Raw genomic sequence first — 20,327 nt, forward strand, 5'->3', positions numbered from 1 at the left:
TCGGGCACAGTGCGGTGCCCGGCCCGGACGTGCCGGATGTGACAGGTGTGACCAGGAGTCAGAGCGAGGCCACGGCGCGCAGGTCGGTGGCCATCCGGTCGGCCTCCGAGGCGGCGCTGTCGATCGCGTGACGCGCCTGGTTGGTGGCGGCAGTCTGCTCCTCGACGGCCGCGGCGATCGTGGTCTGCGCGTCGACGACCTGCGTCATCACGTCGCGGATCCGGTTGATGCTGCCGGCAGCCTGCTCGGTCTCGGACTGGACCGCCACCACCACCTCGCGGATCCGCTCGGTGGCGTCGGCGGTCTCCCGGGCCAGGCTCTTCACCTCGCTGGCCACGACCGCGAAGCCCTTGCCGGCCTCGGCCGCCCGTGCCGCCTCGATCGTGGCGTTGAGGGCGAGCAGGTTGGTCTGGTCGGCAATCGCGGTGATGCTCTGGGCGATCTGCTGGACCCGGCTCATCGTCTGCGACAGCCGCTCCATCGAGACCACGCTGTCGCGGATCTCGGTGTCCGCGTCGTTGGCGGTGGTCGTCGCATGGCTCGCGGCCACCGCGATGTCCTGGATCGCGCTCAGCAACCCCTCCATCTCGCCCGTTGCCGTGCTGACGTTGCCGTTCAGCCGCTCACCGGCCTGCTCGAGCACCGCGAGCCGCTCCGCGAGCTCGGCGGCCCGTCGCTCCTGCTCGGCAAGGCGCTCGGCGGCCTCCGCCGCGGTGCGCTCCCGCTCGGCTGCCAGCTCGCTCTGCATCTTCGCCTGAGCCAGGGCCTGCTCCTCGGCGCGGCGCTGCTCGGCGCGACGGGCGGCCTCGGCCTGCTCGGTGTAGCGCCAGCCGACGGCCAGGCCGACCGCCATCGCCAGCAGCAGCCCGGCGTGCAGCAGCGCGAACGCCAGAGGGTTCTCCTGGGCGGCGGGGTCGGAGAAGACCGCTTCTGCCTGGAGCGACCCGAGGATCAGGTGGTGTCCGCCGACCATCGCGATCGCGACGAGGAAGGGCGACCAGTCCTGGTAGAGCGCCACCAGGGCGAGCATCACGTAGAAGTGGATGTGGATGTCGGTCTGCCCGCCCGAGACGTGGAGCAGGACGGTCGAGGTCATCATCAGCGCGAAGCCGACGAGGCTGGCTCGTAGTGGCTGGGACAGCGCCCGCGAGGCCAGTGCGCACGCAGCGACGATCGCGGCGAGCCCGATCCACACGACCGAGTCGAGGACGCCGCGCCAGACGGCGACGCCGAGGATCAGCGGGATGTGGACCAGCGCCACCGCAGTGAGCATGCGGTGACGCGCGGCGAAGGCCGTGGCGTCCAGCGCGACTCCGCGCGGGACCCAGGAGGTGATACCCGTGCGGGCCGTGGTGGTGGTCAGGTCTGCTCTCTTCGGCGCGGCTCGGCGTTCACTTGAGCACAATCGCGGCAAATGACCCGGTCGGACCAGACCACCTGGCGCCCACCGCGGCCGGCCTCAGAGCCGTGGCGAGCCTGGTCCCGGGTCGCCGGCCAGTAGGATCGCCGACGCCGGCCGGGGACTCCCGGACGGCTTCGACGCGAGTGCGAGGAGTGCCGATGACGTGGCTGGTGACGGGCGGAGCGGGTTACATCGGGGCGCACGTGGTGCGTGCCTTCACCGAGCAGGGCATCGGCTCGGTGGTGCTCGACGACCTCTCCAGCGGTCACGCCGGGTTCGTCCCTGACGACATCCCGTTCGTCCGCGGCAGCATCCTCGACACCGACCTGGTCCGTCGTACCCTCCGCGAGCACGAGGTCACCGGTGTCGTGCACGTGGCGGCCTTCAAGTACGCCGGAGTGTCGGTGCAGAAGCCGCTGCACACCTTCGACCAGAACGTCACCGGCACCGTGAGCGTGCTCCGCGCCATGCAGGACGAGGGCGTGGACAACATGGTGTTCTCCTCCAGCGCCGCGATCTTCGGCACGCCCGACACCGATCTGGTGACCGAGGAGACGCCCACCCACCCCGAGTCGCCCTACGGCCAGTCCAAGCTCATCGGCGAGTGGTTGCTGGCCGACCAGGAGGTCGCCACCGGGCTGAAGCACACCTCGCTGCGCTACTTCAACGTGGTCGGGTCCGTCGACGACTCGATCTACGACACGAGTCCGCACAACCTCTTCCCGCTCGTCTTCGACGCCCTGGTGGCGGGCAGGACGCCGCACATCAACGGTGACGACTACCCCACCCCCGACGGCACCTGCGTCCGCGACTACATCCACGTCGCCGACCTCGCCCACTCGCACGTCGTGGCGGCCCGCAAGCTGGAGGGTGGTGAGCGGCTCGCACCGGCCTACAACCTCGGCAGCGGCGACGGCAGCTCGGTGCGCGAGATCATGGCCGCCATGGCCAAGGTGACCGGGATCGGCTTCGACCCCGAGATCGCTCCGCGTCGTCCCGGGGACCCCGCCCGGATCGTGGCAGCCGGCGACCTCGCCGCGCGCGACCTGGAGTGGCAGATGCGCCACGGACTCGAGGAGATGGTGGCCAGCGCCTGGTCGGCGCGGAAGAACGCCGAGTAGGCCGTGGCCCTCGGGTTCGTCTCCTGCCCGCTCTGCGGGACCGAGCAGCCCGCGCTGTCTCGCTACCCCGGTTACCTCTGCCGCAGCTGCGTGTCCCGGGCCGGCACCGAGGACGGGCGCCCGCTGGTGCTGGTGAACACCAGCGAGTCGGGCGGGTTCGCCGCCAGGTACGCCGACACCGGCGAGCTGTGCGAGGAGGCCACGATCACCCACACCGTCTACGTCGACGGTGTCGCCTGCTGGGCCGACGAGGCCAGGTTCGGCGGCATCGTCGTGGTGGTCCGCCCGCAGCTGGACTGAGGGTCGTCGGCCGGTCGGTCGGCGGCCGGCTTGCCCGCCGTACCCGGACGGGGAGAATGGACACATGAGCAACCCGGCACGCATGCCCGACCCCAGGTCCCCCCTGCAGCTGCAGTTCCCGCAGTCCCTCGGGGTGTACGACGACTACGCCGGAGCGCAGAAGGCCGTGGACCATCTCGCGGACAACGGGTTCCCCGTCGAGAACTGCATGATCGTGGGGACCGACCTCAAGCAGGTCGAGCGCGTGACGGGCCGGCTCACCAACAGCAAGGTCGCGCTCGGCGGAGCACTGTCCGGGCTCTGGCTCGGCGTCTTCGTCGGCCTGATCTTCTCCCTTTTCGGCACCGAGGACGCGCTGCCGGTGATCCTCTCCACCGCCTTGTTCGGGGCCCTCTTCGGCGTGATCTGGGCGATGATCGGCTACGCGGCGACGCGCGGCCGCCGCGACTTCACCTCGGTGCAGCAGGTGGTCGCGACCAAGTACGAGGTGCTGGTCGAGCACAAGTACGCCGCCGAGGGCCGTTCCCTGCTCGCCGACCTTCCCGGCGGCCGCCCGGACCCGTTCGCCTGAGGGCCGCACCCGGCCCGGAGACGACAGAAGCTCCCTCGCGTCGTGCGAGGGAGCCTCTTCGTCTGGTGGAGCTGAGGGGACTCGAACCCCTGACCCCCTCCATGCCATGGAGGTGCGCTACCAGCTGCGCCACAGCCCCGCCGCTCGAACCCGTCCGGGCCGAAGCAACTCGGGAATCTTAGCCAACCCGTTGGCCTTATGCGAAATCGGGGGTGCGGCGCGGCGCATGAGGTGCGCCACGCCGGCGCCGTGGCCGCTCAGGACGGGTTGCGTACGACGATCACGGGACCTGCGCAGTGCCGGATGCACTGCTCGGCCACCGAGCCGAGCACCAGCGACCGGAACCCGCCGAGCCCCCGCGACCCGACCACGACGACGTCGGCGGTCTCCGAGGCGGCGATCAGCGCCTGCGCCGCGGGGCTGTGCACGCAGTGCACCTGGACCTCGACGTCGAGGTCCTTGCCGAGCAGGTGGTCGATGCGGGCCTGCTCCTCGGCGAGCGCTGCCTCTTCGTACTCCTGCAGGGACGCGGCGAACCCCGGCGGGACATCGGCCGGCCGGGTGCTGCTCATGATCGACCAGGCCCGGACCACGTGGAGTGCGCTGCCGCGGCGACGAGCCTCCTCGAGGGCGAAGCGCACCGCGTGGGCGGCGCCTTCGGACCCGTCGTCCCCGACGACCACGCCACCGTCGGGACGGGCGTACTTGGTGACCTCGAAGATGCTGTCGTCCATGGCTCCATCCTCCCTCACGCGGGGACCTCGCGTGGCGCCTTCTCGTTGTATCCGGCAAGCCTGAGCCGACCGCCGTGCTCGATCTCCTCGAGGGTCACCCACGCACAGTTGTCCACGCCCTTCAGCGACGCGGCCTGGTCGTGGGGCCACTCGAGCAGGCCGGCGACCGCGATCTTCATCGCCGCCCCGTGCGAGACCACGACGCCGGTCTGGCCGCGCTCCAGCGACGCCACGCAGTCATGGAGGGCCGGCACGATCCGGGTGGCGACGTCGTCGCTGGACTCCCCGCCCTTGCCCGGCACCAGCCCACTCCCCCGGGTCCAGTCGGCGAACTCCTCGGGGAACCGGTCGGCGAACTCGTCGAGGGTCAGCCCCTGCCGCAGCCCGACGTCGAACTCACGCAGCCGCGGGTCCTCGGTGACCGGCAGCCCGGTCAGCTCGGCGAGGTACTCGGCGGTGCGCCGGGCCCGGCTCAGGTCGGAGGACCACAGCGCATGGATCTCGCGCGTCGCCAGGTGGCGGGCCGCCCCACGCGCCTGGGCGTGTCCGACGTCGTCGAGCTCGACGTCGGCGTGGCCCTGCGCCCGCCCGGAGGCGTTCCAGGCGGTGCGGCCGTGCCGGAGGATGACCAGCCGGCGGCTCACTCGCCGCGGCCGGAGGTGACGGTCTCGGGGAGCTCGATCACCGGGCAGTCACGCCACAGCCGCTCGAGGGCGTAGAACGAGCGCTCCTCCTCGTGCTGCACGTGGACCACGATGTCGGCGTAGTCCAGCAGCACCCAGCGGCCGTCGCGCTCGCCCTCGCGGCGCATCGGCTTGGCGCCGATCTCGCGGAGCTTGTCCTCGATCTCGTCGACGATCGCCCGCACCTGCCGGTCGTTGGCGGCCGAGCAGAGCAGGAACGCGTCGGTGATCACGAGCTGCTCGGAGACGTCGAAGGCGACGATGTTCTGGGCGAGCTTGTCGGAGGCCGCCTGGGCGGCGACCCGGACCAGCTCGAGGGCGCGGTCGGTGGCGGTCACGTGAGTCCTTGCCTGGGTCGGGGGCGGTCTGTCCGGTAGAGCGCGTGCTTGCCGATGTACTGCACCACGCCGTCGGGGACGAGGTACCACACCGGCTCCCCGGCCGCCGTACGGTCGCGGCAGTCCGTCGACGAGATCGCCAGCGCAGGAATCTCGACGATCGTGACCTTGTCACCGGGGATCCCCTCGAGCGTGGACTCGTCCATCTCGTAGCCGGGCCGGGTGCAGCCGACGAAGTGGGCGAGCTCGAAGAGCTCGGAGGCGTCGCGCCAGGTGAAGATCTCCATCAGCGCGTCCGCGCCGGTGATGAAGTACAGGTCGGCGTCGGGCAGCGCCTTGCTCAGGTCGCGCAGCGTGTCGATGGTGTACGTCGGGCCGCCACGCTCGATGTCGACCCGGGAGACCCAGAACTTCGGGTTGGACGCGGTCGCGATCACCGTCATCAGGTAACGGTCCTCCGCGGCGCTGACCTCACGCTCGGACTTCTGCCAGGGCTCGCCGGTCGGCACGAACACGACCTCGTCGAGGTCGAACCACGCCCGCACCTCGCTCGCGGCGACGAGGTGGCCGTGGTGGATCGGGTCGAACGTCCCGCCCATGACGCCGATCCGGCGACGTCGGTCGAGCGCTGGGCCGTTGAGCTCAGTCACGGGCATCGGTCATCGCGTGGGCGCTCCCGGTCAGGAGTGCTCGCGACCCTTGCCGAACGCGAGCACGGCCACCAGCAGCGCGAGCAGGATCACCAGCGCGATGGCGCCGACGGCGTACGGGGACAGAGCGGCGCCCGACTCGTGGGTCTCCTGGGCAGCCGTGATGACGGACGTAAGCAGCATGAGGGACACCTTACCGTCAGGGCCTCACGTGGCCGTCGCCGGTGACGACGTACTTGGTCGAGGTCATCTCCGGCAGCCCCATCGGGCCGCGGGCGTGAAGCTTCTGGGTCGAGATGCCGATCTCCGCGCCGAAACCGAACTCCCCGCCGTCGGTGAACCGGGTCGAGGCGTTGACCAGCACCGCTGCGGAGTCCACTGCGGCGACGAACCGGCGCGCCGCGGGCTGGGAGCGGGTCACGATCGCGTCGCTGTGCCCCGACGAGTAGGTGCGGATGTGCTCGATGGCCGCGTCGAGGTCGGGTACGACGGCCGCGGACATGTCCAACGAGAGGTACTCCTCGGCGAAGTCCTCCTCCGTCGCCGGCACCACGCCCTGGAGCCGGGAGAAGGTCGGGTCGCCGTGCACGGTCACCCCGGCCTCGTGGAGTGCGGTCACCACCCGGGGCAGGAACTCCTGGGCCACGTCGGCGTGGACGAGCAGCGACTCGGCGGCGTTGCACACCGAGGGCCGGTGGGTCTTGGCGTTGAGCACGATCGACAGCGCCATGTCGAGGTCGGCGTCAGCGTCGACGTACACGTGGCAGTTGCCGACGCCGGTCTCGATCACCGGCACCGTGGACTCCTCGACCACCGACCGGATCAGCCCGGCGCCGCCTCGCGGGATCAGCACGTCGACCAGGCCTCGGGCACGCATGAGGGCCTTGGCGGGCTCGTGGCCCTCCCCCGGCACCAGCGCGACGCTGTCCTCGGGGAGGCCGGAGGCGGCCGCCGCCCGGCGGAGCACCGCGACGGTGGCGGTGTTGGAGCGCAACGCGCTGGAGGAGCCCCGCAGCAGCACGGCGTTGCCTGCCTTCAGGCAGATCCCGGCTGCGTCGGCGGTGACGTTGGGTCGGGCCTCGTAGATGATCCCGATCACGCCGAACGGCACTCGCACCTGGCGCAGCTCGAGCCCGTTGGCGAGCGTGGAGCCGCGGACCACCTCCCCGACCGGGTCCGGCAGGGCCGCGACGTCGCGCAGACCCTGTGCCATCGCGGCGACCCGGCCCGCGTCGAGCCGGAGCCGGTCGATGATCGCCGCCGGTGTGCCGGCCGCCTCTGCGGCGGACACGTCCTCGGCGTTGGCGGCGAGGACCTCGTCGGTCGCCGCGACCAGGGCGTCGGCCATCGCGTGGAGCGCCGCGTCCTTCTGGCCGCGGGTGGCCAGAGCGAGCTCGTTCGCCGCGGCTCGGGCGCGCTGCGCGACCGCGACGACCGCGGCCTCGGCGCTGGGAGCAGAGGAAGTGGTCATGCGTCCAGGGTAGGGCGGCCGCGGCTCAGAACGGGAGCGGTGTCACGTCCTGGAGATCGACCACGACGGAGTACTCCCGACCGCGGCTCTGGAACACACCGCGTTCGACGACCTCGAGACCGACGACCTCCCAGCGCGGGAGGCCCGCGGAGTCACGGTGCTCGTTCCACACCCGCAGCGCCAGCGACGAGGCGTCGAGCAGCGACTCGGCCTCCTCCCAGTACTGGATCTCGGCGCGTGCACCGTCGTACTTCAACGAGTGCAGGAAGGGACGCTGGTCGCTGAGGCGGCGCAGCGCGTTGCGGACGACCAGCGGCTCCATCGCATCGCCCGCGACGGTCAAGGTCACATGCCACAGCCGAATGGCCTCGCCCACGTGCCACCTTCTCCTCAGGTCCCGGAACCCCAACGCCCCTAGTGTTGCGCGAGCGACCGTGCCGGGCAGGTGAATGTCCAAACTCGACGGACACGCGCGGCCATGGGCTGTACCGGACTAGCTCGACCGGTGGTGGTGCAGCAGCACGAGGTCGTCGCGGTGCACCACCTCGCGCTCGTAGGAGGAGCCGAGCTCCTTGGCCAGGTCGCGGGTGGAGCGGCCGATCAGCGAGGGCAGCTCGTCGGAGTCGTAGTTGACCAGGCCGCGCGCCACGGCGGTGCCGTCCTCGTCGACCAGGTCGACCGGGTCGCCGCCGACGAAGGTGCCGCTCACCCCCGTGATCCCGGCGGGGAGCAGCGAAGCGCGACGCTCGACGACGGCGCGCACGGCGCCCGCGTCGAGCACGACCGTGCCCTTGGGCTCCGTGGCGTGGGCGAGCCACAGCAACCGCGTCGGGCGGCGGCGGCCGGTGGGGTGGAACATCGTGCCCACCTGCTCCCCCGCGAGCGCCTCGGCGGCGCGGTCCGCGGAGGTGAGCACCACCGGGATGCCCGCGCCGGTGGCGATCCGGGCGGCCTCGACCTTGGTCTGCATGCCGCCGGTGCCCACACCGGCCGGACCGGCCCGGCCGATCGTCACGTTCTCGAGATCGTGGTCGGAGGAGACGTCGGTCAGCAGCCTGGTGCCGGGCACGGAGGGGTGGCCGTCGTAGAGCCCGTCGACGTCGGAGAGCAGCAGGAGCGCGTCGGCGTGCACGAGGTGGGCGACGAGCGCGGCGAGCCGGTCGTTGTCACCGAAGCGGATCTCGGAGGTGGCCACGGTGTCGTTCTCGTTGACGATCGGCAGCGCGCCCATCTCGAGCAGCTTGGCGAAGGTCCGGTAGGCGTTGCGGTAGTGGCTGCGCCGAGTGACGTCGTCGACGGTGAGCAGCACCTGGCCCACGGTCTGGCCGTGCCGGGCGAACTCCTCGGTGTAGCGGTGCACGAGCAGCCCCTGCCCGACCGAGGCCGCGGCCTGCTGAGTGGCCAGGTCGCGGGGCCGCCGGGCGAGCCCGAGCGGCGACAGGCCCGCGGCGATCGCACCGGACGAGACGAGCACGACCTCGGCGCCGCGGGCGCGGACCTTGGCCAGGGTGTCCACCAGGCTGCGGACCCGGACCGGGTCGATACCACCCTCGGCGGTGGTGAGCGAGGAGGAACCGACCTTGACCACGACCCGGGAGGCGTCGGCCACCTGGTGACGCAGCCCGGTCATCGTTGCTCGTCCTCCGGCACCGCTCGCACCGCGTCGGGGTCCTCCTCGTCCCAGCCGAGGTCGAGGTCCTGGCCGGGCTCCTCGGGCTCGATCAGGCCCTGCTCGGCGAGGCGGCGCGCCACGTCGGCGCGGGTCTCCCCCTCGGCGCGGTCGGCGTAGGCCTCGTCGATCGCACGCCGGCGCTGGGCCGCAGCGCGGCGCTCCTCGAACCGGTGGTCCTCGCCGCGTCGGCTGAGCAGCTCTGCGCCGGCCTCCATCATCGGCTTGAAGTCGAAGACGACCGCGTTGTCGGCGGCGCCGATCAGGACGGTGTCGCCCTCCTGCGCGCCGAGCTGGAGGAGCCGGTCCTCCACGCCGAGCCGGTTGAGCCGGTCGGCCAGGAAGCCGACCGCCTCGTCGTTGCTGAAGTCGGTCTGCCGCACCCAGCGCTCGGGCTTGTCGCCGCGCACCCGCCAGGCCCGCTCGTCCGGGCCCGCCGCGGCGCCGTCCTCGGTGACGGTGAACTCCGGCCCCCCTGCGGCCGTGGGGGGTCGGAGCACGATCCGGGTGGCCTCGACCACGGGCTTGTTCCGGCGAGCCTCGGCGACGATCCGGGCCATCGCGAACGACAGCTCGCGCAGGCCCTCGTGGCTGGCCGCGGACACCTCGTGGACCTCCAGGCCCCGGGCGGCGAAGTCCTCCCGGACGATGTCGGCGAGGTCGCGGGCATCGGGGACGTCGACCTTGTTGAGTGCCACCAGGCGAGGACGGTCCTCGAGACCGCCGTACCTGCTCAGCTCACGCTCGATCACGTCCAGGTCGCCCAGCGGCTCGCGCCCGGGCTCCATGGTGGCCATGTCGATCACGTGCACCAGCGCAGCGCACCGCTCGACGTGACGCAGGAAGTCGTGGCCGAGGCCGCGGCCCTCGCTGGCCCCCTCGATCAGCCCGGGCACGTCGGCGACCGTGAACGTCGTGTCGCCGGCGGTGACCACACCGAGGTTGGGCACCAGCGTGGTGAACGGGTAGTCGGCGATCTTCGGACGCGCCCGCGACAGGGCCGCGATCAGGCTGGACTTGCCGGCGCTGGGGAAGCCGACCAGCCCGATGTCGGCGACGACCTTCAGCTCGAGGGTGATCGTGAGGTCGTCGCCGGGCTCCCCCAGCAGGGCGAAGCCGGGCGCCTTGCGCTTCGACGACGCCAGGGCGGCGTTGCCGAGGCCGCCGCGGCCGCCCTGGGCGACGACCATCTCGGTGCCCGTCCCGACGAGGTCGGCGAGCACGTTGCCGTGCTCGTCACTGACCACGGTGCCGTCGGGCACCGGCAGCACCAGGTCCGCGCCGTGCGCGCCGTTGCGGTGGCCGCCGGCGCCGTGCCCGCCGTGCTCGGCACGCCGGTGCGGGCTGTGGTGGTAGTCCACCAGCGTCGTGACGTCGGGGTCGACCCGCAGGATCACGCTGCCGCCGGGGCCGCCGTTGCCGCCGTCGGGCCCGCCGAGCGGCTTGAACTTCTCCCGGTGCACCGACGCCACGCCGTTGCCGCCGCGACCCGCGGTGACGTGCAGCACCACGCGGTCGACGAAGGTGGGTACTGCCATGGGTCGGTCCTCACTTCAGGGGTGCCCGGCGGCGGGCAGGAGTCGGGAAAGTACCAAGGGGCGCCCCGCGGTGTCGCGGAGCGCCCCTGGGCGAAGAGTCAGTGCCGGCGGTGCGTCACTCAGCCGTCGGGATGATGTTGACGACGCGGCGACCCCGCTTGGTGCCGAACTCGACGTTGCCGCCGACGAGGGCGAACAGGGTGTCGTCACCGCCGCGGCCCACGCCCGAGCCGGGGTGGAAGTGGGTGCCGCGCTGGCGCACGAGGATCTCGCCGGCGTTGACGAGCTGGCCACCGTAGCGCTTGACGCCGAGGTACTGCGGGTTGGAGTCGCGGCCGTTCTTGGTGGACGCCGCACCCTTCTTGTGTGCCATGAGTTCAGTCCTTGGTTGATCGAAGAGAGGCTGATCGGCAGGCGATCAGGCCGAGATGTCGGTGACCTTGACCTGGGTGTACTTCTGGCGGTGCCCCTGGCGCTTCTTGTAGCCGGTCTTGTTCTTGTACTTCTGGATGATGATCTTCGGGCCCTTGGTGGCGCCGAGGACCTCGGCCGTCACGGTCGCCTTGCCGAGCTTGGCCGCGTCCGAGGTGACGTTGTCACCGTCGACGAGCAGCACCACGGGAAGCTTGACCGAGTCGCCGACCTCGCTGGCAACCTTGTCGATCTCGATGACGTCACCGACAGCAACCTTCTGCTGCTGGCCGCCACTGCGCACGATCGCGTACACCGCGGACTCACTCTCATTCGTCGGACTACAAGTTCGGTTCTGCGGCAGCGCGCTGCCCGGCTGGAAGGACGGGAGCGTGCGACTGACACACAGAGGACGGGCGCGCTTTGCACGCCGAGGATCAAGTTTACGGACGATCCCCTGTCGGGTCAAAACGCGGCCCCCGCAGAGGCTACTCCTGGAGGAACAGCCAGGGGTTGGTCGGCAGCGGCGTCGTCACCGGGCGTACGACGGTCCGCTTCCCGCTACGCCTGAGGCGATCGGCCTCCTCCTGCGCGGCCTGCCGCGAGCTGAAGGTGCTTTCCAAGGCCCGAGATCCGACGACATCGACGCGGTAGCTGAGCACGTGCTCGGCCGTGATCCGCTTGGCCTCTCTCACGTCTCCCAAGCTACGCCCGCGGCGCGGGGGTGGAATGGTCCGAAAGTCCCTTTCCGCGCCGCGAACGTCCCTTGCTCAGTACAACTTCATCGGCGGCGCGAGCCGCGCTTCTTCACCGGCACGTGCGGGGTCTCGGGCGCCTCGGCGGACGCGTCCTCGGCAGCCGCGCCGGCCGCCGTCTCCTCGTCCGCGAGCTCCGCGTCGTCGACCAGGGCGGCGATCGGCTCGCTGTCGGCCGGCTCGTCGACGTCCAGCTCCGCCTCCTCGACGACCTGGCCGTCGGCGGCCCCCGTGGGCGACGCAGTCGGTGGCTCCACAGTGAGCGTCGCCACGGTCGCGGCAGGCGGCGGTCCGGCGGCCCGCCGAGCACCCCGACGGCGCGTCGACGTCACGATCTTGGGCGCCACGGGCGCGGCAGGCTCACCCTCGGCAGCCGGAGCCTCCGAGGAGGCCTCCCCGTCCCCTTTGCGCTCGAGCTCGGCCGGGCCGGCTGTGGTCGGCTCGGCGCCGGTTGCTACGGCAGCGCCGGCGGTCACCTCGGCGACGCCGGACGTCTCCTCTGCTGCAACGACCGCCTCCGGGCGTGCCTCCTCGGCCTGCTCGGCGGTCGGCTCGGTCTCGACCGCGGCAGCCTTGGCCGCCCGCCCGCGTCCGCCGCGGCCGCGGCCCCCGCGGCTGCGCGTCGGCTTGGTCTCCTCCGCCGCCTCTGCCTCCGCGGTCGGCGACTCGGGTCCGGCCTCGGCGGGTGCAGGAGCCTCTCCGGCAGCGGCCGGCAGCTCCTGGGCCTTGCCGCTCGGCTGCTCCGGGGTCTCCCCCGGCGCCGCTTCGGACTTCTCCTCGTGCTTGGCCATCGCCGCGATGTCCTTCGGCGAGGGGATCGCCCCGCTGTCGCCGGCGCCCTCGTCGCGGCCCCGGCCGCGACCGCTCCGACGCCCGCGTCCCCGCGACTCGTCGTCGGACTTCTTCTTCGGCTCGACCGGCTCGTGGTGCAGGACCAGGCCGCGCCCCTGGCAGTGCTCACACGTCTCGGAGAACGCCTCGAGCAGCCCGGTGCCGATCCGCTTGCGGGTCATCTGCACCAGGCCGAGCGAGGTGACCTCGGCGACCTGGTGACGGGTCCGGTCCCGACCCAGACACTCGACCATGCGCCGCAGCACCAGGTCGCGGTTGCTCTCCAGGACCATGTCGATGAAGTCGACCACGATGATCCCGCCGATGTCGCGCAGCCGCAGCTGACGCACGATCTCCTCGGCGGCCTCGAGGTTGTTCTTGGTGACGGTCTCCTCGAGGTTGCCGCCGGAGCCGGTGAACTTGCCGGTGTTGACGTCGACGACGGTCATCGCCTCGGTCCGGTCGATCACCAGCGAGCCGCCGGAGGGCAGCCACACCTTGCGGTCGAGCGCCTTCTCGATCTGCTCGTCGATGCGGTACTCCGCGAACACGTCGCGGTCCCCGTCGTACCGCTCCAGGCGGTCGGCGAGATCCGGCGCGACGTGACTGACGTAGCCCTCGACCAGGTCCCAGGCCTCGTCGCCGGCGATCACCAGCTTGTTGAAGTCCTCGGTGAACAGGTCGCGGACCACCTTCAGGGTCAGGTCCGGCTCGCCGTACAGCAGCTGCGGGGCGTTGCCGCCCTTGACCTTGCTCTCGATGTCGGCCCAGCGGGCGGTCAGCCGCTCGACGTCGCGGGTCAGCTCCTCCTCGCTGGCGCCCTCGGCCGCGGTGCGCACGATCACGCCCGCGGAGTCGGGGACGATCTCCTTGAGCAGGCTCTTGAGCCGGTTGCGCTCGGTGTCGGGCAGCTTGCGGGAGATCCCGCTGGTGGTGCCGTCGGGCACGTAGACCAGGAACCGACCCGGCAGGCTGATCTGGCTGGTCAGCCGGGCGCCCTTGTGGCCGATCGGGTCCTTGGTGACCTGCACGAGGATCGACTGCCCCGACTTCAGGACCGACTCGATCTTGCGTGGGGCGCCGTTCTTGGCGCCCAGCGCGTCCCAGTTCACCTCGCCGGCGTAGAGGACCGCATTGCGTCCCTTGCCGATGTCGATGAACGCGGCCTCCATCGAGGGCAGCACGTTCTGGACCCGGCCGAGGTAGACGTTCCCGATCAGCGAGGTCTGCGACTCGCGGGCGACGTAGTGCTCCACGAGCACCTTGTCCTCGAGCACCGCGATCTGGGTGAGGTCCTCGCGCTGGCGGATCACCATCACCCGGTCGACGGACTCACGGCGGGCCAGGAACTCGGCCTCGCTGACGATCGGTGCCCGTCGCCGGCCGGCCTCGCGACCCTCGCGACGGCGCTGCTTCTTGGCCTCCAGGCGGGTCGAGCCGCTGAGCGCGGTGATCTCGTCCTCGGCGTTGCGGGGCTTGCGAGCGCGCGCGGTCGGGGCCTCCTCCTCGCCCTCACCCTCACCGCTGCGGCGGCGCCGACGGCGACGGCGGGTGCCGGTTCCGGCCTCCTCGGCCTCCTCCTTCGCGCCCTCGGGGCCCTTGCTCTCCTTGGGCTCCTTGGGCTCCTTGCCCTCGGGGGCAGCGCCACCCTCGGTCGGCTCGGCGCTCTCGCCGTCCTCGCCACCGCCGGAGCGACGGCGACGACGACCACCACGGCGACGGCGACGGCGCTCACCGCCCTGCTCCTCCTCGCCCTCCTCGGCTGCCTCGGGCTCGGCGGCAGGTTCTGCCTCCGGCTCGGCGGCTGCTGCCTTCTTCGTGGTCCGCTTCGCGGCCGCCTTCTTGGCGGTCTTGCGCGCGGGGGCCTCGGCGCCCTCGGGTGCCTCTTCGGCTTCGACGGCAGGCGCCTCGGCCGGGGTCCCGGTCTCGGCCTGCTCGGCAGGAGCCGCGGCGACCTTGGTGGTCCGGCGGCGGCGGGTGGTGACCACGGCCTTGGTCACGTCCGGCGGCTGGAAGAGCGGCGTGGTGGCCGACGGCGGCGCCGCGGCGGACGCCTCTTCGTCACCGGTGGGAGCCTGCGCGGTGGCCGGCGTCTCCCCGGCAGCCGGCAGCGTCGGCGCGGTCTCGGCCACCGGCCCCTCACCGGCTTCGGTCCCCTCGGCAGAGGGCGCCTCAGCAGCCTTCGCGGCCTTCTTCGTGGTCCGCTTCGCCGCGGTCTTCTTCGTGGTCTTCTTGGCCGCCCGCTTCGCCGCCGGTGCCCCCTCGGCCGCAGCACTCTCCGCCGGCGCTGCTGTGGCATCCACCTCGGGGGTGGTCTCGGCGGCGGCCGCCGGCTCGGGCCCGGTCTCGGGCTGTGGCGGCTCCGCCGCGGCCTTCTTCGTGGTCCGCTTCGCGGGGGCCTTCTTGGCCGTGGCGGCCTTCTTCGCGGCGGTCTTCTTGGCCGGGGTGCGCTTGGCGGCCGTCTTCTTGGCGGGTACGGCGCCGCCCTCGGTGGCCTCCGCGGCGCTGCCGACCCCGCTCTCCGGGTCCTGCGCCGCGGCACCCTCCGAGGTCGAGGGTGCCGCTGTTTCGGTGGTGTTCTCGTCGTCGAGCATGTGCTCTCCTATGACTCCCGGGACCTGTCGGAACGGGTCCACGCGGGAGCGTGTCGGTCGTCGTACCGGAGTCCGGTGCGACGCAAGCCTGCGGTCGGGGCTCCAGCACACGCCGGCCTCCGGTCGCGATTCCTGCGCGAGACGACGGCCCTGCATCGCTGAAGCGCGGCGACAACCTCCGAAGTCACTCGTCGCCGGGGGTTCGCGTCGTCGCCCTCCGCGGTCAGCAGCTCAGTGGACCGAACCTGTCACCTTCGGTCAGCCTGCGTCGCGGTCGGGCGCCAACGGATCCCCTACCGTGCCGGTCCTCGGGTCGAGCGGACCCTGGGCCTGCCGCTCGTACAACGGAGCGGTGTCGACCTGGAGTCCGGCGACCTCGCGGAGTCCGGCGAGGATGTCGTCGGGTCTCACGGACGGGGTTCCGTGCCGTAGGACCACGTCGAGTATCGCACACTCACCACCTGATACCTCGCCAACGTGTGAGGTGAGCGACACGACCGCGTCGCGACAGTCGAACGTCCGCAGGCCCTTCTTGGTCATCCGCTGCACCGACACCTCGTCCGCGGCGAGGAACCGCGCGACGGCGTCGGCCGCGACGTCCGCGACGACGCCCGGCAGGCTCAGCCGCCAGCTGCTCGCCTCCAGCCGGTCTGCCAGCGCGCCCCCGTGGCTCTCCACGACCTCGAGCACGTCCAGGCCGTCGGGCAGCGACTCGTCCAGGGCGGCGTGCACGGCGGCCGGGTCGACGACCTCAGCCAGCGCGATCTCGAGGTACTCCGCCTCGCTCGCCGAGCCGGTCGGCGCTGCCCCGGCGTAGGAGATCCGTGGGTGCGGGTTGAAGCCCGAGGAGTACGCCATCGGGATGCGCGCGCGGAAGACCGCTCGCTCGAACGCCCGGGAGAAGTCGCGATGGCTGGTGAACCGGAGGCGTCCGCGCTTGGCGTAGCGGATCCTCAGCCGCTGGACCGGCGGGGCTTGCTGTTCGGGCTGTTCGGGCACCCGCACACCCTAGTCGGACTCACCTCCTGGTCCGGGGGCGCCGTCGCCGGCCCAACGGCGTCGTGAGCGACGAGGGGACGTGTACGCCGGCCAACCAGTCGGTCAGCCGGCCCGCCTCCTCCTCGAGCCCGCGGAGCCCGGCAGGATCCACGTCCTCGAGGAGGTCGAGGACGACCTCGCCGGACGGGACCTGGTGCCAGCCGCCGACCACCCGGCCCTCCCACCACGCGGTCGGCCCGGCGTTGCCGTTGCCGTCGAAGAGCAGCCGCCGGTGCGCACCGAGGTACCAGTCCCGGTCGGCCCAGCCCATCGTCGTCACGTCGAGGGCGGGCAGCAGCGCCGCCCAGGGTTCGACAGGGGGCATCGGCTCCAGGTCGTCGGGGAGCAGGTAGCCGGTGCCTGCGTCCACCGCGACCGGCACGGCCCCGAGCTCGGCCAGGGCTGCGCGCACCCGACCGAGGGTGGACCCGAACCACCAGCGGAGGTCTCGCTCCGTGCCCGGCCCGAAGGCACGCAGCCACCGGCCCACGAGGACCGCCATCGCCTCCGCCTCGGGCAGCGGCTCCAGGTCACGCCCGATCCAGGAACGCATCGAGGTCCAGGTCGGGCGCGACACCGTCCAGGTCCCGAGGTTGTGGGCTCGCGCGACCTGCCCGGCCGCGGCGAGGGCGTTGAGCACGTTGGGCGCGACCGGTGCCCGCCCGGGCCAGGCCGTGCCCTGCCCGTAGGGCATCGTCACCTGCAGCGCCGGGATCTCCGCCCGCAGCTGCGCGGACGTCGCCTCACGTCCGTCGGCGAGCGCGGCGAGGACCGCCGCCGCGGCCTCGTCGAACCATCGGGCGCCGTCCTCGGCCAGTCCCGCTCTCTGCACGGCGCGTGCCAGCGACCGACGCTCCGCGGCAGCGATCCGGTCGCCGACGGCGCCCTGCACGACGTCGAGGCTCTCGCGCGGCACGACGAACAGGGTGCGCCGCATGGCCAGCTGCTTGACGAGGGTGCGGTCGTCGTACATCGCCTGCTGCAGGTCCGCCACCGTCATCGAACGGGTCCGGGCCCACGCGGACAGGAACGCGGTGGGCGCCTCGCTGCCGTGCAGCCCGAGCAGCTCGCGGGCAACGGCGAGCGGCCCCTCGACGCGACACGAGGGCGCGAGGTGGTGCCGCCGGGCCAGCCGCGCCCGGCGCTGGTCCGCACTCACGCTGCGCACGTTGCTCACCCTAGGGCCCGCGGTGCCGGCACAGGTGTCCGCGGGACATACAGTGTCGCGGTGACGAGGCACACCCACGACGAACCCGCCGCCGCGGCGCCGGCCGAGCAGCACCAGGACACCCGCACCGAGAAGATCCTCGTGCTGGTCGGGATCGTCGTGCTCGGCTTCAACCTCCGCCCCGCAGCGGTCAGCATCGGGCCGGTCCTCGACGAGATCATCGGGTCCTTGCGGATGAGCGGCACCACCGCCGGCGTGCTCACCACCCTCCCCGTGGTCGCGTTCGCCGGTTTCGGTGCCGTCGCACCGGACCTGGCCCGACGGGTCGGGGCACATCGGGTCACCCTGGTCTCGCTGCTCGCCGTCGTCGTCGGCCTCGGTGTCCGTGCCCGCACCGACCAGGTCTGGCTGTTCCTGCTCATGTCGCTGGTCGCCCTCGCCGGGATGGCCACCGCCAACGTCCTGCTCCCGTCGCTGGTGAAGCTGCACTTCCCCCACCGCGTGGGTCTGCTGACCTCGATCTACACGACCTCGATGGCGATCGGGCTCACGCTGGCCTCGGTGCTGACCGTGCCGCTGGGCCATCAGCTCGGCTCGTGGCGTTGGGGGCTCGCCATGTGGGCGGTGACCGCCGCCGTGGCAGCCCTGCCGTGGATCGGCCTGATCCGGCACGACCGGACCCCGGCTCCGGTGCCGCACACCGTCACCCTCCGGCAGGTCGCGCGCACCCGGCTCGGCTGGGCGATGGCGCTCTTCTTCGGCCTGCAGTCGCTCCAGGCGTACTCGATCTTCGGCTGGTTCGCGCAGGTCTACCGTGACGCCGGGTTCTCCGCCTCCACCGCGGGCCTGCTGCTCGGAGTGATCACCGCGATGAGCATCCCGTTCTCGTTCGTGATCCCCTCGCTGGCCTCGCGGCTGCGGAACCAGACCTGGCTGATCGTCGGCCTGATCGCCTGCTACCCCGTCGGCTACCTGGGGCTGATCTACGCCCCGGTGGCCGGCGCCTGGCTGTGGGCAGTGCTCGTCGGCACGGCGGCCAGCGTGTTCCCCCTCGTGCTCACCCTGATCGGTCTGCGGGCGCGCACCAGCGCGGGCACGGCCGCGCTGTCGGGGTTCACCCAGTCGGTCGGCTACCTGCTCGCCGCCGTGGGGCCGCTCGGGGTCGGCATCCTCTACGAGGCGACCGGTGGCTGGACGGTGCCGCTGTGGACGCTGCTGGTCCTCGTGGTCGGCCAGCTCGTGGCGGGTCTCACGGTGGCGCGACCGTCGTACATCGAGGACTCGCTGCCCGCGCCCGCGACGGTTCGACAGCCGCAGAATGGGACATAATCCCTCTCGGGCGCCCGGCTGAGTCCGCGCTCACGAGCAGGCGACGAGGGGAATCGGGGGAAGCATGAGCGACCTGAAGGTCGACTACTACCGGTTGCAGGACAGCGTGACGACGCTGAGCCGGCTGAAGTCGGAGTTCGACGACATCGAGGGGCGTCGCGACGACACCCGCGACATCTGGGGGCACGACGCGGTGCGCTCGGCGATGCACGAGTTCGCGTCCAACATGGACTACAACCGGCGCAAGCTGTCGGAGGAGATCCAGACCGTCGGCGAGAAGATGGCCGGCACGATCGAGGCGTTCCAGGAGGCCGACGCGAAGCTCGCCGCGTCCTTCGACCAGGAGCGCGCCCGATGACCGCCCGCCCCGGCGAGTGGCACCTGCTCGACCACGACGCCGACCCGGTGCCCGGGTCCTCCTACGAGGTGGCCACCGAGGGCCGTCACTACAGCCAGGTCGCCACCACGATTGCGGGGCAGATCTCGCGGCTCCGGGCCCTGGCCGAGCCGGATGCCGCGCTGGTGGGTCACTACGCCGAGGGCCTGCGTGAGTCCTGCGACGAGCTCGCCGGGCACCTGGAGCAGATCGAGGACAGGTTCCGTACGACGGGCAGCACGCTGGTGGCGTACGCCGAGGACCTGGAGGAGGCTCGCACGAAGACCGGCAACGCGCTCGCCGAGGCCGAGGAGGCCAAGCGCCAGCTGGACGCCAACACGCCGCTCGAACCCGATCCCGGGCTCGCCGACGCGCCCAAACCGCAGCAGGACGCTGCGCGCGAGGCGGCCGAGGCTCGGGCCGGCCGCTACAGCCAGGCCGAGGGCGCGCTGGCCGACGCCAAGGCGTCGTGTCGGACCGCCATGAGCGCCTTCGACGAGCGCGCCGAGGAGGTCGCGAAGAAGATCCGTGACGCCTCCGACGACGACATGAAGGACAGCCGCTGGGACAGGTTCAAGGACGTGGTCGGCCAGATCGCAGGCGTCCTCGACAGCATCGCTGACGTCCTGGGATGGATCGCGGTGGGGCTGACGATCGTCGCGCTCTTCATCCCCGGCCTGAACCTGCTCGTGATCGCCGCTGCGCTGCTGTTGGGTTCCCTGATGCTGCACACCTTGCTGGCGGCGACCGGCAACGGCTCGTGGCTCGACGTGGCCTTCGACGTGCTCGGTCTCGCCACGCTCGGAATCGGGACAACCGCGGTGGCCGCCGCTCGCGTCGGGCGGGCCGCGACCCTGGCCGCAGCCGGCCGTGCGGCAGGACGACAGGCCTCCGCGCAGGTGCTCACCCGCGCCTCGTTCAACGGCGGACGCGGCCTGATCGGTGGCGCGCACCGGTTCCTGCTCCGCAACTTCTCCACCACCGTGCGGCAGGGCATGCGCAACGCCTACGACGACGCCTACCGAGGGTTCGTCAACCGTCCCGTACCCGGATCCAGCATCCGGGAGGGGCTCAGGGCCGGGCTCGACCGGGACCTCGCGTCGCTGGTCAAGGACCACCGGCTGCTCACCCGCGAGCTCGGCGAGGCAGCGATCGACCCGGCGTACACCCGCAACCTCCAGCGCGCCCTGGCTGCGACCTGGACCAGCATCGGCACGGATGCCGCCAGCAAGGTCATGCAGCCGAAGGTCGGCGACGTGTGGCATCCCTACACCTTCCCGCCCTACGGCAAGGCCTCCGACGCCCTCACCTTCACCATCGGTGGTCCGCTGTGAGCGCCGCGACGGTG

Annotated in this window: 20 protein-coding genes, 1 tRNA gene and 2 pseudogenes; 6 read left to right on the forward strand and 17 right to left on the reverse strand. The window is 72.0% G+C overall.

All coding sequences use genetic code 11. The annotated features are described in order from the left end of the window. Positions 1 to 58: 58 nt before the first annotated feature. Positions 59 to 1,273, reverse strand: coding sequence for a methyl-accepting chemotaxis protein (locus ACYVIH_RS14625; RefSeq protein WP_460870197.1), 1,215 nt, complete (start codon positions 1,271 to 1,273; stop codon positions 59 to 61). A 287-nt stretch (positions 1,274 to 1,560) separates the two neighbouring features. Here ACYVIH_RS14625 and galE point away from each other — a divergent pair, with 287 nt between their 5' ends. From galE to ACYVIH_RS14640, 3 genes are all read left to right on the forward strand, one after another. Then, positions 1,561 to 2,523, forward strand: coding sequence for a UDP-glucose 4-epimerase GalE (galE, locus tag ACYVIH_RS14630; RefSeq protein WP_460870198.1), 963 nt, complete (start codon positions 1,561 to 1,563; stop codon positions 2,521 to 2,523). 3 nt (positions 2,524 to 2,526) lie between these two features. Continuing rightward, on the forward strand, positions 2,527 to 2,823 hold the full coding sequence (locus tag ACYVIH_RS14635; RefSeq protein WP_460870199.1) for a hypothetical protein: 297 nt from the start codon (positions 2,527 to 2,529) through the stop codon (positions 2,821 to 2,823). 64 nt (positions 2,824 to 2,887) lie between these two features. Continuing rightward, complete coding sequence (locus ACYVIH_RS14640) at positions 2,888 to 3,394, forward strand: YflT domain-containing protein (protein ID WP_460870200.1); 507 nt, start codon at positions 2,888 to 2,890, stop codon at positions 3,392 to 3,394. A gap of 63 nt (positions 3,395 to 3,457) precedes the next feature. Here ACYVIH_RS14640 and ACYVIH_RS14645 read toward each other — a convergent pair. From ACYVIH_RS14645 to ACYVIH_RS14720, 16 genes and pseudogenes are all read right to left on the reverse strand, one after another. Continuing rightward, a tRNA-Ala gene (locus ACYVIH_RS14645) sits at positions 3,458 to 3,533 on the reverse strand. A gap of 118 nt (positions 3,534 to 3,651) precedes the next feature. Then, positions 3,652 to 4,128: a universal stress protein gene (locus ACYVIH_RS14650; RefSeq protein WP_460870201.1), complete on the reverse strand. Its 477-nt coding sequence runs from the start codon at positions 4,126 to 4,128 to the stop codon at positions 3,652 to 3,654. Between the two features lie 14 nt (positions 4,129 to 4,142). Then, the gene (locus ACYVIH_RS14655; protein WP_460870202.1) at positions 4,143 to 4,772 is read right to left on the reverse strand and encodes a histidine phosphatase family protein; all 630 of its coding nucleotides are present in this window, start codon (positions 4,770 to 4,772) and stop codon (positions 4,143 to 4,145) included. Next, positions 4,769 to 5,149, reverse strand: coding sequence for a ribosome silencing factor (gene rsfS, locus ACYVIH_RS14660; protein WP_460870203.1), 381 nt, complete (start codon positions 5,147 to 5,149; stop codon positions 4,769 to 4,771). The genes ACYVIH_RS14655 and rsfS overlap by 4 nt, the downstream gene beginning before the upstream one ends. Beyond that, on the reverse strand, positions 5,146 to 5,799 hold the full coding sequence (gene nadD, locus ACYVIH_RS14665) for a nicotinate-nucleotide adenylyltransferase (RefSeq protein WP_460870204.1): 654 nt from the start codon (positions 5,797 to 5,799) through the stop codon (positions 5,146 to 5,148). Before nadD ends, rsfS begins: the two co-directional genes overlap by 4 nt. Positions 5,800 to 5,829: 30 nt before the next feature. Then, positions 5,830 to 5,982, reverse strand: coding sequence for a hypothetical protein (locus ACYVIH_RS14670; RefSeq protein ID WP_460870205.1), 153 nt, complete (start codon positions 5,980 to 5,982; stop codon positions 5,830 to 5,832). A gap of 16 nt (positions 5,983 to 5,998) precedes the next feature. Continuing rightward, positions 5,999 to 7,273, reverse strand: a pseudogene (locus ACYVIH_RS14675) (glutamate-5-semialdehyde dehydrogenase); the annotation flags it as partial. 22 nt (positions 7,274 to 7,295) lie between these two features. Further along, positions 7,296 to 7,646: a hypothetical protein gene (locus ACYVIH_RS14680; protein WP_460870206.1), complete on the reverse strand. Its 351-nt coding sequence runs from the start codon at positions 7,644 to 7,646 to the stop codon at positions 7,296 to 7,298. Positions 7,647 to 7,763: 117 nt separating this feature from the next. Then, positions 7,764 to 8,900, reverse strand: coding sequence for a glutamate 5-kinase (gene proB, locus ACYVIH_RS14685; RefSeq protein ID WP_460870207.1), 1,137 nt, complete (start codon positions 8,898 to 8,900; stop codon positions 7,764 to 7,766). After that, on the reverse strand, positions 8,897 to 10,477 hold the full coding sequence (obgE, locus tag ACYVIH_RS14690; RefSeq protein ID WP_460870208.1) for a GTPase ObgE: 1,581 nt from the start codon (positions 10,475 to 10,477) through the stop codon (positions 8,897 to 8,899). Before obgE ends, proB begins: the two co-directional genes overlap by 4 nt. Positions 10,478 to 10,592: 115 nt before the next feature. Further along, positions 10,593 to 10,850: a 50S ribosomal protein L27 gene (rpmA, locus tag ACYVIH_RS14695; protein ID WP_460870209.1), complete on the reverse strand. Its 258-nt coding sequence runs from the start codon at positions 10,848 to 10,850 to the stop codon at positions 10,593 to 10,595. A gap of 45 nt (positions 10,851 to 10,895) precedes the next feature. Continuing rightward, positions 10,896 to 11,204, reverse strand: a complete 309-nt coding sequence (gene rplU / locus ACYVIH_RS14700; protein WP_460870210.1) for a 50S ribosomal protein L21 — start codon at positions 11,202 to 11,204, stop codon at positions 10,896 to 10,898. Between the two features lie 172 nt (positions 11,205 to 11,376). Then, a complete protein-coding gene (locus ACYVIH_RS14705; protein ID WP_460870211.1) occupies positions 11,377 to 11,583 on the reverse strand; it encodes a hypothetical protein in 207 nt (68 codons plus the stop codon). Positions 11,584 to 12,503: 920 nt separating this feature from the next. Further along, a pseudogene (locus ACYVIH_RS14710) lies at positions 12,504 to 15,068 on the reverse strand (Rne/Rng family ribonuclease); the annotation flags it as partial. Positions 15,069 to 15,326: 258 nt separating this feature from the next. Further along, entirely contained in the window at positions 15,327 to 16,067 is a 741-nt protein-coding gene (locus tag ACYVIH_RS14715; protein ID WP_460870212.1) for a TIGR03936 family radical SAM-associated protein, read from the reverse strand. A 19-nt stretch (positions 16,068 to 16,086) separates the two neighbouring features. After that, positions 16,087 to 17,265: a winged helix DNA-binding domain-containing protein gene (locus tag ACYVIH_RS14720; RefSeq protein WP_460870213.1), complete on the reverse strand. Its 1,179-nt coding sequence runs from the start codon at positions 17,263 to 17,265 to the stop codon at positions 16,087 to 16,089. Positions 17,266 to 17,334: 69 nt separating this feature from the next. Between ACYVIH_RS14720 and ACYVIH_RS14725 the strand changes: the two genes are divergently transcribed. The 3 genes from ACYVIH_RS14725 to ACYVIH_RS14735 all read left to right on the forward strand — a co-directional run bounded on the left by ACYVIH_RS14725 (position 17,335) and on the right by ACYVIH_RS14735 (position 20,313). Continuing rightward, positions 17,335 to 18,603, forward strand: coding sequence for a CynX/NimT family MFS transporter (locus ACYVIH_RS14725; RefSeq protein WP_460870214.1), 1,269 nt, complete (start codon positions 17,335 to 17,337; stop codon positions 18,601 to 18,603). Between the two features lie 64 nt (positions 18,604 to 18,667). Continuing rightward, a complete protein-coding gene (locus tag ACYVIH_RS14730; RefSeq protein WP_460870215.1) occupies positions 18,668 to 18,961 on the forward strand; it encodes a hypothetical protein in 294 nt (97 codons plus the stop codon). Next, positions 18,958 to 20,313 (forward strand): hypothetical protein, encoded by a 1,356-nt coding sequence (locus ACYVIH_RS14735; protein ID WP_460870216.1) that lies wholly within the window; start codon positions 18,958 to 18,960, stop codon positions 20,311 to 20,313. The genes ACYVIH_RS14730 and ACYVIH_RS14735 overlap by 4 nt, the downstream gene beginning before the upstream one ends. Positions 20,314 to 20,327: the final 14 nt, after the last annotated feature.

This window comes from Nocardioides pakistanensis (genome assembly GCF_054781215.1).